10 protein-coding genes are annotated in these 11,928 nt (G+C 73.6%); 5 read left to right on the top strand and 5 right to left on the bottom strand.

The features are described from left to right. Nucleotides 1-58 precede the first annotated feature (58 nt). Nucleotides 59-1,702 carry a DUF853 domain-containing protein gene (locus tag BRM3_RS01275; protein ID WP_263594305.1) on the bottom strand — a complete coding sequence of 548 codons (1,644 nt, stop codon included), beginning with the start codon at nucleotides 1,700-1,702 and terminating at the stop codon, nucleotides 59-61. Between the two features lie 57 nt (nucleotides 1,703-1,759). Between BRM3_RS01275 and BRM3_RS01280 the strand changes: the two genes are divergently transcribed. Continuing rightward, complete coding sequence (locus tag BRM3_RS01280) at nucleotides 1,760-2,776, top strand: acyltransferase domain-containing protein (RefSeq protein ID WP_263594306.1); 1,017 nt, start codon at nucleotides 1,760-1,762, stop codon at nucleotides 2,774-2,776. A 12-nt stretch (nucleotides 2,777-2,788) separates the two neighbouring features. Here BRM3_RS01280 and BRM3_RS01285 read toward each other — a convergent pair whose 3' ends face one another. Then, nucleotides 2,789-3,442 (bottom strand): TetR/AcrR family transcriptional regulator, encoded by a 654-nt coding sequence (locus tag BRM3_RS01285; RefSeq protein ID WP_263594307.1) that lies wholly within the window; start codon nucleotides 3,440-3,442, stop codon nucleotides 2,789-2,791. Between the two features lie 277 nt (nucleotides 3,443-3,719). Between BRM3_RS01285 and BRM3_RS01290 the strand changes: the two genes are divergently transcribed. Both BRM3_RS01290 and BRM3_RS01295 read left to right on the top strand, forming a co-directional pair. Then, entirely contained in the window at nucleotides 3,720-5,501 is a 1,782-nt protein-coding gene (locus BRM3_RS01290) for an MDR family MFS transporter (protein ID WP_263595490.1), read from the top strand. Nucleotides 5,502-5,599: 98 nt separating this feature from the next. Further along, the gene (locus tag BRM3_RS01295; protein ID WP_263594308.1) at nucleotides 5,600-6,670 is read left to right on the top strand and encodes a GNAT family N-acetyltransferase; all 1,071 of its coding nucleotides are present in this window, start codon (nucleotides 5,600-5,602) and stop codon (nucleotides 6,668-6,670) included. 13 nt (nucleotides 6,671-6,683) lie between these two features. Here BRM3_RS01295 and BRM3_RS01300 read toward each other — a convergent pair whose 3' ends face one another. Continuing rightward, nucleotides 6,684-7,322 (bottom strand): response regulator, encoded by a 639-nt coding sequence (locus BRM3_RS01300; RefSeq protein ID WP_263594309.1) that lies wholly within the window; start codon nucleotides 7,320-7,322, stop codon nucleotides 6,684-6,686. Continuing rightward, entirely contained in the window at nucleotides 7,319-8,575 is a 1,257-nt protein-coding gene (locus BRM3_RS01305) for a sensor histidine kinase (RefSeq protein WP_263594310.1), read from the bottom strand. The genes BRM3_RS01300 and BRM3_RS01305 overlap by 4 nt, the downstream gene beginning before the upstream one ends. A gap of 104 nt (nucleotides 8,576-8,679) precedes the next feature. Here BRM3_RS01305 and BRM3_RS01310 point away from each other — a divergent pair, with 104 nt between their 5' ends. Together BRM3_RS01310 and BRM3_RS01315 are read left to right on the top strand one after the other, a co-directional pair. Continuing rightward, nucleotides 8,680-9,420, top strand: coding sequence for a GAP family protein (locus tag BRM3_RS01310; RefSeq protein WP_263594311.1), 741 nt, complete (start codon nucleotides 8,680-8,682; stop codon nucleotides 9,418-9,420). An 86-nt stretch (nucleotides 9,421-9,506) separates the two neighbouring features. Further along, nucleotides 9,507-10,235, top strand: a complete 729-nt coding sequence (locus tag BRM3_RS01315) for an OBAP family protein (RefSeq protein WP_263594312.1) — start codon at nucleotides 9,507-9,509, stop codon at nucleotides 10,233-10,235. A 21-nt stretch (nucleotides 10,236-10,256) separates the two neighbouring features. Here BRM3_RS01315 and guaA read toward each other — a convergent pair whose 3' ends face one another. After that, complete coding sequence (gene guaA / locus BRM3_RS01320; RefSeq protein ID WP_263594313.1) at nucleotides 10,257-11,870, bottom strand: glutamine-hydrolyzing GMP synthase; 1,614 nt, start codon at nucleotides 11,868-11,870, stop codon at nucleotides 10,257-10,259. Nucleotides 11,871-11,928: the final 58 nt, after the last annotated feature.

Raw genomic sequence — 11,928 nt, forward strand, 5'->3', positions numbered from 1 at the left:
CCTATGTTTCTGCGGGCGGCGTCCAGTCGCTGTCCGCGCCGCGGTGTCGGCGTCTCGCTCAGCGCCGGCGGCGGGTGCCGAACAGGGACCGCGTGATCTCGCGGCCGAGCACCGTGCCGGCCGAGCGCAGGAAGGACGTCACGGCGGGATTGTCGAGCAGCCCGCCCTCGTCCTTCCTGCTCGCGCGCGGACGCTCGGCTCGGGGGCGCGACGAGGCGCGCCCGGGATCGCTGGCGGGCACGTCGTAGGGGTTGCCGCCCTGCTCCGGGCGGGCCGGCGCGGGCGCGGCGGGCTGGGCGGCGGCGCGATCGCGCGCGGCGAGGATCTCGTACGCGCTCTCGCGGTCGATCATCTCGCCGTACCGGGCCTGCAGCGGCGAGGCCTGGATGAGGGCCGTCATGGTCTCGGCGGGGCAGGGCGCCATCGACGACTCGGGCGCGCGCACCGCGGTCACGGCCACGGGCGTGGGCGCGCCCTCCTCGCTCATCACGGTCACCACGGCCGCGCCGGTGGGCAGGGAGGTCAGCACCGACTCGAGGTCGTAGGCGCTCGTCGGGAAGGTGCGGGCGGTCGCGCGCAGCGCCTTCGCGTCGTCGGGGGTGTACGCGCGCAGCGCGTGCTGCACGCGGTTGCCCAGCTGGGCGAGCACGTCGGCCGGCACGTCCTTGGGGGTCTGCGTGACGAAGACGATGCCGACGCCCTTGGAGCGGATGAGCCGCACGGTCTGCGTGACCTGCTCGAGGAAGGCCTTGGAGGCGTCCGCGAACAGCAGGTGCGCCTCGTCGAAGAAGAACACGAGCTTGGGGCGATCGGTGTCGCCCACCTCGGGGAGGTCCTGGTAGAGGTCCGCGAGCAGCCACATCATGAACGTCGAGAAGAGGGCCGGCCGGGTCGCCACCGCCGGCAGCTCGAGGCACGAGACGATGCCGGTGCCGTCGGGAGCGGTGCGCAGCAGATCGGCGGTGTCGAAGGCGGGCTCGCCGAAGAAGACGTCGGCGCCGGAGGCCTCGAAGGCGGTCAGCTCGCGCAGGATGACGCCGGCCGTCGCGCTCGAGACGCCGCCGAGGGCCTTGAGCTCCTTCTTGCCCTCGTCGTCGGCGGTGAGGAACTGGATGAGCGCGCGCAGGTCCTTGAGGTCCAGCAGGCCCAGGCCGTGCGTGTCCGCGTAGTGCACGATCAGGCCGAGCGAGGACTCCTGCGTCGCGTTCAGGCCGAGCACCTTGGACAGCAGCACGGGCCCGAAGTCGCTCACCGTGGTGCGGATCGGGACGCCCGGCCCCTGGCCGCCCAGGCTGTAGAACTCGGTGGTCCCGGCGCGCGGCTGCCACTGCTGGCCGCGTGCCGCGGCGCGCTCGCGGATCGCGGGGGTGTCCTCCCCCGGCACCGCGATGCCCGAGAGGTCGCCCTTCATGTCGGCGACGAACACGGGCGTACCGGCGGCCGCGACCTGCTCCGCGACGACCTGGAGGGTCCGCGTCTTGCCCGTGCCGGTGGCCCCGGCGATCAGGCCGTGCCGGTTGAGCATGGGCAGCGAGAGATGCACGGGCACGGCCGGGTTCGGCTCGTTCGCGGCGAGATCCTCGATGAGGGCGCCCAGGTGGATGCGCGCCCCGTCGAAGGCGTAGGCGTCCCGCACCGATCGCGCGGTCTCCGAGAGCTCCGGCGCCCCCTCCGGGGCGGTGGTGGGCGTGTCGTCGGCCATGTGCGCTCCTCGGATCTCACGGTGATCGGGTCCCGCGCACGACAGTACAGTGGCGGGATGCTCCCCACCGGTCACCGCGACGATCAGGACCGCGCCGCCGAGGTGATCGGCACGCCCCCGCACACCGTGCGCCCCGCGTTCACGCTCGAGCCGGAGGCCGTGCACCTCATGCTGACCGCCCCCGCGGCGGCCGCGACGATGGATCTGCTCGGGATCTCCGAGCCGGATCGCTCCGAGCTGCTGGCCCTGATCCCGCGCGCGGTGGCCGACGACGAGATCCTCGCGGCGATCACGCAGGTCGCGAACCTGCTGCGCGCGGAGGCGGGGCTGACCGCCGCGCCCGCCCAGCTCGGAGCGCGCAAGGAGGCCGACGACGCCCTGCAGGCGCGCCTCGTGCCCGGGCAGGGGCTCGTCGCGATCCTCGGCCATCTGGTCGGCACCGACACCGTGCGGGCCTGGCATGCGGCGCGCGGACTGTCCTCCGAGCAGTCCTGGGGCGTGCTCGCCGACCTCGGCCAGCAGATGCGGGTGCACCGGGCCACGTTCGGCGAGCTGGGCCATCACACGCTCGCCTGGACGGCGATGAACTGGGCGGGGCGGCTGTTCTGGCTGGGGCGCCTGCAGTTCGACCTGCACCGGCGCCGCGACCGCGACGGCGAGCGCTGGGCCCTCGGCGTGCACATCCCGGCCACGGGACCGCTCTCCCCGGCCGCGGTCGAGGCCTCCCTCGACGCGGCGACCGCGTTCTTCACGGCGCGCTTCGCCGACCTCGGCGCGGACCGCTCCCCCGCGACTCCGCCGTTCGGCCGCGAGTTCGAGTGCACCTCGTGGCTCGTGAGCGCCGAGCTCCCCCGCCTGCTCGGCCCCGACTCGAACCTCGGCGCCTTCGCGCGCCGCTGGCAGATCGAGGACACGTACGACGCGGCGGGCGACGCGGCCTTCTTCGTCTTCCATCGGCGACCACCCGTGGTCCCCGAGCAGCTTGTCGCCCGCACCCGGCTCGAGCGGGCGGTGCAGGAGCGCCTCGTCGCGGGCGAGGGCTGGCGCGGCGGGATCGGCCGCCTCGTGCGCTGAGGCGCGGCGGCCTCAGGGGCAGACGGTGCCCTCGTCGATGTAGCCGTAGACGCGGTCGAACTCGTCGAGCAGCGGGGAGCCGTGGGCCATCGAGAGCGAGAACGCGCTGCGGGAGGCGGCGAAGGCGAGCTGGACGTGCACGAGGGCACGGTCGTGGGCGTCGGGGGCGTCGATCCGCTCGGCGAGCACGTCGATGAGCTCGGTCTGGAGGGAGGCCATGACGCGGCCCGACAGCTGCTGCAGCACGGGCTCGCGGTCCATGGCCGCGCGCTTGGCCTTGCGCAGGGCGGGCTCGTCGGGCAGGCTCCGGGCGATCTCGACCATGACCGCGCGCAGCGCCTCGCGCGGGGACTCGGCGGCCGGGCGCTCCCGCAGGAGCTCGATCGCCCGGTGGTCGCGGTCCGGGGACAGGCCCAGCATGGCCGACTCCTTGGAGGGCCAGTAGTTGAAGAAGGTGCGGGTGGACACCCCGGCGCGCTCGGCGATCATCTCGACGGTCACGTGCGCGGCGCCGTGCTCGCCCAGGAGCTCGACGGCGGCGCGGTGCATGGCCTCCCGGGTGCGGAGCTTCTTGGCCTCGCGCAGGCCGGGCGCGGACCTGTCGGTCCCGCCGGTCGAGGGGGTGCGGTGATCCGCCACCGTGGCGGGTGCGGAGGTCTCGGTCATGGCTGGGATCGTAGTCGTCATCACACGCTTTTTGCAGTCAATGCAATTGTGCAGTGACTGCATTCACCGTAACATCGATCGGTCGGCGCTCGCCGCTGCGCCTCTTCCCCGCGCACCCCGCTCTCGGGCAGCGCCCCACGCCCACTCGACCCAAGGAGCACATTTCGTGACCACTCCCTCCACCGCACAGTCCGGCGCCCCCGCCGGCGCTGCTCCCGGGGGCGACACCGAGTTCACCGGCCTGGGCCGTGACGGCCGCCGTGTGTTCGTCGGCCTCATGCTCGGCATGTTCGTCGCCTCCCTGTCCCAGACCATCGTCGGCCCCGCCATGCCGCGCATCGTCGCCGAGCTCGGCGGCATGGACCACTACAGCTGGATCGCCACCGCCGCGATGCTCGTCTCGGCCGTGGCCGTGCCGATCGTCGGCAAGCTGTCCGACATCTTCGGGCGCCGCTGGTTCTACCTGGGCGGCCTCGCCGTGTTCATGGTCGGCTCGATCCTCGCGGGTCTCTCGACCAACTTCTGGTTCCTCGTGTTCGCCCGCGCCGTGCAGGGCCTGGGCATGGGCACCCTGATGCCGCTGTCCCAGACGATCATCGGCGACATCATCCCGCCGCGTCAGCGCGGCAAGTACCAGGGCATCATGGGCGCCGTGTTCGGCGTGACCTCGGTCGCCGGGCCGCTCATCGGCGGCGTCATCACCGACAGCTTCGGCTGGCGCTGGCTGTTCTACCTCACGCTGCCGCTCGGCATCATCGCGTTCTTCGTGATCTTCAAGTTCCTGCACCTGGGCCACACCCCGCGCAAGGTCAAGCTCGACTGGCTGGGCATGCTCACCCTCGCGCCTGGCCTCGTCATCGGCCTGCTCGCCACGAGCTGGGGCGGCACCTCGTACGCCTGGAGCTCGCCGACGATCATCATCATGTACGTCGTCGCGGCGGTGCTGCTGACCGCGTTCGTCTTCATCGAGCTGCGCGCCGAGGAGCCGCTGCTGCCGATCGGCCTGCTGGGCCGGCCCATCATCGGCCTGTCGATCCTCGCGGCCTTCGCGATCTCCGTCGCGATGTTCGGCGCGATCATCTACATCCCCGTCTACGCGCAGGGCGTGATGGGCGTGAACGCGACCAACTCGGGCGCGATCCTGATCCCGCTGAGCCTGGCGATGATCGTGCTGTCGATCATCTCCGGCCTCCTCATCAGCCGCTTCGGGCGCTACAAGGAGATCATGCTGACCGGCCTGGTCGTCCTGGTGGTCGGGTACTGGCTGCTCACGCGCGTCTCCTACGGCGACAGCCAGTGGCACCTGACCCTCGCCATGGTCGTCATCGGCATCGGCCTGGGCCTCGCGATGCAGGTCTACACGCTCGTCGTGCAGAACGCCGTCAAGCAGACCGAGCTGGGCATCGCGACCGCCGCCGTGCAGTTCTTCCGCAACGTCGGCTCGACCGTGGGCATCGCGGTGCTCGGCACCGTCATGTCCTCGCACATGGCCGACGACATCGCCGCCCAGATGAAGACGCTCGACCCGAAGACCCTCGCCGGCGTCCAGCAGCAGATGCAGGGATCGGGTTCCGCGAGCCTCGAGTCGAGCGTGCTCGACCCGGCCGCGCTCTCGAAGCTGCCGGCCCCGGTGGCCGACGCGATCCGCGCCGGCATGGGCGACGCGATGCACAGCGTGTTCCTGACGGCGCTCCCCTTCGTGATCGCGGCGCTCGTGCTGTCGCTGTTCATCAAGCAGCTCCCGCTGCGCTCGACGATCCAGGCCCGCGAGGCCGCGACCACGACGGGCTCGATCCCGGCGTTCGTGGACGACGGCCACTACATCGAGCCCACGGACGCCGAGGCGCTCGCGGGCACGACGGAGCAGGCCCGGGCCGCCGACGCCGAGAGCACCGAGGGCACCGCCCCGCGCGCCGGCCGGCATCGCGGCACGCCCGTCGACGGCACTGCCGAGGAGGCGACGGACGCAGGTCGCTCGCACCGCACCGGTGACGAGCACACCCCCAGCCATCGCGCCGACGTGTCGGGCGACGGCGGCGAGGACTCCTCGCAGCGCTGACGCGCCCCGTCCGGACGGCCCGGCCCCCTGCACGGGGGCCGGGCCGTTCGTCGTCCGCGCGCTTCCGGCCGCCTCGGGCCCTGTGGAACCATGGGGCGGTGATCCTCACCGACCCGTTCCCGCCCGTCCTGCCCGCCCGCTGGACCTCGCGCCTCCCGCTCGAGGCGGACGTCCCGGACGTCGCCGCGCTGCTGCTGGCCGACGCCCGCACCTACGATCCCGAGGCGAGCGTCGAGACGGACCAGATCGCCTCGCGCCTCGTGGGGCTCCGCTCGTGGAGCCGGCGCCAGGTGGTGATCGTGCCCGACGACGACGCGCCGCTCGCCGAGCGTCGGCCCGTCGCCTGGGTCGGCCTCGAGGACCGCGCCCGCGGGCGCACCAACGTGCAGTGGGTCGTCGGCCAGGACGTGCCCGACCGCGAGGCCCTCGCCGCGGCCCTGCTGGACTGGGCCGACGAGGTGGGTGGCTCCTTCGCGCGGCACCGCGGGCTCGACGGCACCCAGCTCGACGCGACCGCGGAGTCCGGGGACGCGTGGCGGATGCGCATGCTCGAGGCCCACGGCTACACCCGGGTGCGCACATGGCTGCACATGGAGCGCCCGGTGACGCCCGAGGAGGCCGCCACGACGCCCGCCCCGCGGGAGGGCGTGCGCGTGCGCCGCGTCGACACGCACTCCTCGGGACTGCCCGTCGCCCAGGACGTGCGCACGGTCCATCGCATGCTCGAGGAGTCCTTCGCCGATCACTTCAACTCCTACCGCGAGTCCTTCGCGGAGTTCGCCTCGCGCCTCGTCGAGGGCCCCGAGGCCCGCTGGGACCACTGGTTCATCGCGGAGGTCCAGCAGGAGGACGGCAGCTGGCTGCCCGGCGGCGGTCTCGTCGCCGACCCGATGCCCGCCACCCCGAGCGCCGGGGAGGGCACCTACCTGGAGTACCTGGGCGTGCACCGCAGCGCGCGCGGGCGCGGGGTCGCCAAGGCGCTGCTGAACGCGGCGATCCGCGACGCCGCCGAGCGCGGGCGCACGCGCGTGGGCCTCGAGGTCGACGCGGACTCCCCCACGGGCGCCGACGGCCTGTACCGCTCGATGGGCTGGGAGACGACCAGCCGGACCGTGTCCTTCCACGCGCACGCGACCGCGCGGGCCTCGCGGCTCGACGACGAGGGCTGACGCCGATCCGGCCTCAGCCCCGATGCCGCTGCCACCACAGGGCGGCCTGCACCCGCGAGTCGAGGCCCAGCTTCGCGAGCGCGTGCGAGAGATGGGACTTCACGGTCGTGACCTCGACGAACAGCTCGCGGGCGATCTGCTGGTTGGAGAGCCCGCGCGCGACGAGCGCGAGCACCTCCTCCTCGCGCCGCGTGAAGTCGGGTGCCGGCGCCGCCGCCGGCTCGGGGCGGGTGCGCAGCGCCGCCACCACCGTGCGCGTCGCGGACGCGGACAGCACCGCGTCCCCGCGGTGCACGGCCCGGACGGCGGCGAGGATGCGCTCGGGCTCCTCGGACTTCACGAGGTAGCCGTCGGCGCCGGCGGCGAGCGCCCCGAGCACGTGGTCGTCGAGGTCGAACCCCGAGATCACGAGCACGCTCGCGCCGAGCGCGCGGAGTGACGGGGTGATGTCGATGCCGGTCGCACGCGGCATCCGGACGTCGGTGAGGACGACGTCGGGCCGATGCGCGCGCGCCGCCTCGAGGGCTGCCGGCCCGTCGGCCGCCTCCGCGACCACGACGATGTCGGCAGCGGAGTCGAGCAGGGTCACGAGGCCCGCCCGCACGGCCGCGTGGTCCTCGGCGACGAGCACCCGGATCGGCGCGGCGGTCATGCGGGGTGCTCCGTCGCCGCGGCCGGGTCGGGCCGCTCGATCCCAGGACGCACCGGCTCAGGGCGCAGGGGGCGCGCCGGCAGCTGCGCCTGCACCGTCCACGTCTCGCCGTCCGGGCCGGGACCCGAGCGTGCGCGGCCGCCCACGGCCGTGGCGCGGTGCGCGATCGCCTCGAGGCCCAGCCCGGTGCCGGGAGCGGAGGACTCCGCACGCCGGTTGACGAGGTCCAGCCCGATCGTCCCGGCGTCCAGGCGCACGGTCAGGGCGAGCGGGGCGCGCCCGTGCTCGACGGCGTTGGTGACGGCCTCGGCGGCGATGCGCAGCAGGGCGGTCCGCACCGCCGGCTCCACGGCCGCCGGGTCCTCGAGAGCGTGGTCGATCGCGATGTCCGCCTGAGGGTCGTGCGCGAGCACGCGGTCGGCGAGGGAGCCCCAGTCGAGGGTCGCGCTCGGCAGCGTGCCCGCCTCGTCGGTCGCGAGCACGGCGATCATCGACCGCAGGTCGCGCAGGGCGGCCGTGGCGCTGTCGCGGGCCGTGCGCAGGGAGCGGTCGCGGGCCTGCACGTCCTCGATGCTCGAGGCGAGGCTCGTGTGCAGGGCGACGGCGCTCAGGTGGCCGGCGACGACGTCGTGCAGGTCCCGGGCGATCTCGCGACGCTCGGTCTCGACGGCGCGGGCCGCCCGGGTGCTCGCGAGCTCGCGCTCGGTCCGGGCGAGCGTCTCCGCGGTGGCGCGGGCGTCGCGATGATGGCGCACCTCCCACGCCCACAGCAGGGGCGTGGCGACGACGAGGGACGCGACGAGGACGGCCCCGAGCAGGGCGGGGCCGATCCCCGCGAGCACCGCGACGAGCACGAGCGCGAAGGCCGTGAGACCGGTCGCGAGGCCCGTGGTGACACGGGCGAGACGCCGGCTGCCGTGCATGACGGGCTCGAACAGCGCCTCGAACAGCAGCAGGTAGGCGGAGAGCTGACCGCCGCCGACGAGCTCGAGCACGGACAGGGGCCCGGCCACGACGAGCGGCACGACGGGCCGGCTCCGACGCCAGGCGATGCTCGCCGCGGCGAGGAGCAGGAGCACGACCGACACGGCGGGCGGCCAGAGAGGCCGATCCCCCACGAGGCCGCCGTTGTGCAGACCCGAGGCGGCGAGCACGCCCACGAGCGCGGCGTAGACCCCGGCGGCCGCGAGGTCGCGACGACCGGGGCGCGGGCGCGCGGCACCGCGCGCCGCGGGCAGCGGAAAGGGGTCCATGGGCTCCAGGCTAGGCGGGCCCTGCGGGCGACCGGGAGACCGTCCCCGGGATCGGCACCTTCGGAGGAGGACGTCGCCGGGGGCGAGCCGGAAGGCTGGAGGTCATGGATGCCCTGCTCGTCGCCGCCGGTCCGCTGGGCCTCGTCCTGCTCGCGCTCCTCGACTCGACCTCGGTGGGCACGCTCGTGGTCCCCGTGATCCTGCTCGTGACCGGCCGCGAGGGCGCACGCCGGGTCGCGGGGCGCACCCTCGTCTACCTCGCGACCATCGGCCTGTTCTACCTCGCGCTGGGGATCGGGCTCCTGGCCGGGCAGCTGCCGCTGATCGACCGGGCCGGCCCCCTGCTCGCGGCACCGGGCACCGCGGTCGTGATCGCGCTGGTCGGGGTGGCGCTCGTGGTGTGGTCCCATCGCACCGACCCCGCGACGATCCGCAAGCGCGGCGGGGACCCCGAGGCCTCCGCGCGCCGCTGGACCGACCGGGTCCGCTCGACCGCCGGCCGGCCGGGGGCGCTCGTCGCGCTGGCCCTGCTCGCAGGCCTCGTCGAGGCGGTCTCGATGGTCCCCTACCTCGCCGCCATGGGCATCATCGCCGGCATGGGGATCGGGCTCGGGCACGGCGCGCTCGTCCTCGTCGGCTACTGCCTCGTGATGATCGCGCCTGCCGCGGTGCTGTGCGCCCTGCGCGCGCTCCTCGGCAGCCGCGCCGACAGCGCCCTCGAGCGCGCGCACGACTGGGCCGTCAAGCACGCCGCGAGCGCGTTCTCGTGGGCGGTCGGCATCATCGGCGTGCTCCTCCTGGTGCGTTCGGTCGGCCCTGCACTGGGTGTGCTCACAGGTGGGTGACGACACTCTGCGGGCCTCTGCCCCTCGGGGCGTACCGTGGAGCTGCATCCGTGAGAGGACCGCTGACGATCGTCAGGAGGACGACCATGACCCCGCACATCCCGCACCGACCCCCGCCGCTCACCCCGGAGGGCTGCGGCACGGGAGCCCGCTTCACGGCCCTGAAGCTGGGGGCCAAGCTGCTCCAGTCGACGCCGCCGCTGCGCGGGTTCGACGCCTACCTGGTGGGTTTCCACCCTGCCAAGGACGACCCGTCCATGCAGATGGAGGCGCATCACTACTGCAAGGTCGTCGGCGACGACCTGATCGAGTGCGTCCTGTTCGACGGCAACACCCCCGAGGCGAACCTGATCGGGGTCGAGTACATCATCTCCGGCGCGCTCTTCGAGAGCCTCCCGGAGGAGGAGAAGGACTACTGGCATCCGCACAATTTCGAGATCTTCTCCGGACAGCTCGTCGCGGTGGGGCTTCCCGAGCCGGCGGAGCAGGAGCTCATGCGCCAGCTCGTGAACTCCTACGGCAAGACATGGCACACGTGGCACACCGGCCGGCACGATCTGGGCGGCGGTGACCCCCTGCCGTACGGGGACCCGCACCTGATGTGGTCCTTCAACCGCGACGGCGAGTCCGACCCCCGGCTGCAGGAGTCCCGGGCCCAGGCGATGGGGATCGACGACGACGCGATCCGCGAGCGTCGTCAGTCCTTCCTCGATCTCGCCCGTCCGCAGCGCGGCGTCGACGCGCTCAAGGACCGCTTCACCGGCACGAACCCGATCCCCGGGGTCGAGGACGACGGGACCACGCCGCGGGAGTGAGTGACCGGCGAGGCCGGTCCCTCACTCCCACTCGATCGTGCCCGGCGGCTTGCTCGTGACGTCGAGGACCACGCGGTTGATCTCCGGCACCTGGTTGGTGATGCGGGTCGAGATCCGGCCCAGCACCTCGTAGGGCACCTGGGCCCAGTCGGCCGTCATCGCGTCGTCGCTCGTCACGGGGCGCAGCACGATCGGGTGGCCGTAGGTGCGGCCGTCGCCCTGGACGCCCACCGAGCGCACGTCGGCGAGCAGCACGACGGGGCACTGCCAGATGTCGCGGTCGAGGCCCGCGGCGGTCAGCTCCTCGCGGGCGATCGCGTCGGCGCGACGCAGGACGTCCAGGCGGTCCTTGGTGACCTCGCCGATGATGCGGATGCCCAGGCCGGGTCCGGGGAAGGGCTGGCGCCACACGATCTCGTCGGGCAGGCCGAGCTCGGAGCCCACGGCCCGCACCTCGTCCTTGAACAAGGTGCGCAGCGGCTCGACCAGCTCGAAGGAGAGGTCCTCGGGCAGGCCGCCCACGTTGTGGTGGCTCTTGATGTTGGCGGCGCCCTCGCCGCCGCCCGACTCGACCACGTCGGGGTACAGCGTGCCCTGGACCAGGAACGCCGTGGCGTCGTTCTCGGTGGTCTCGAGGCTCCCGTCGCCCTCGGCCTCGAGCACGCCCTGCTCGCGCAGGATGTCCGCCTGGGCCTTCTCGAAGACGCGGATGAACTCGCGGCCGATGATCTTGCGCTTGGTCTCGGGGTCGGTCACGCCCGCGAGCGCGTCGAGGAACTGCTGCTCGGCGTCGACCACCACGAGCCGGGCGCCGCCCGTGGACTCGCCGAAGGCCTTCTCGATCTGCACGGACTCGTCCTGGCGCATGAGGCCGTGGTCGACGTACACGCACGTGAGGCGGTCGCCGATGGCGCGCTGGACGAGCGCGGCCGCCACGGCGGAGTCGACCCCGCCGGACAGCGCGCAGATCGCGGTGCCCTCCCCGATCTGCTCGCGCACCCGGGCGACCTGCTCGTCGATCACGTTGCCGGTGGTCCAGGTCGGGTCGATGCCCGCGCCCCGGCGCAGGAAGTTCTCGAGCACCTCCTGGCCGCGGTCGGAGTGGCCCACCTCGGGGTGCCACTGCACGCCGTACAGGTGCCGGTCGGGGTTCTCGAAGGCGGCGACGGGGCTGCCCGACGACGTCGCGATGACCTCGAAGCCGCGCGGAGCTGCGGTCACGGAGTCCCCGTGGCTCATCCACACGTTCTGGTCGAGATCCTGGGTGTGGAGCAGGTCGGACGAGCCGTCGATCGCCTCGAGCCGGGTCGCGCCGTACTCGCGCACGCCGGTCGGCGCGACGGTGCCGTCGAGCGCGGCGGCCATCGCCTGGAAGCCGTAGCACAGGCCGAGCACGGGCACGCCGGCCTCGAGCAGGGCGGGGTCCAGCCGCGGGGCTCCGTCGGCGTACACCGAGCTGGGGCCGCCGGAGAGGATGATCGCGAGGGGGTCCTTGGCGAGCACGTCGGCGGTGCTCATCGAATGCGGGACGATCTCGGAGTAGACGTGGGCCTCGCGCACGCGCCGGGCGATGAGCTGGGCGTACTGGGCGCCGAAGTCGACGACGAGGACGGGGCGCTGATCGGTGTCTGTCACGGGGGAAGTCTACGGGCGCGCGCCCCGTGGCCGGGAAGCGCCGTGGCCTCGGCCACCC

It is taken from the genome of Brachybacterium huguangmaarense (assembly GCF_025725725.1).
GTDB lineage: Bacteria > Actinomycetota > Actinomycetes > Actinomycetales > Dermabacteraceae > Brachybacterium > Brachybacterium huguangmaarense.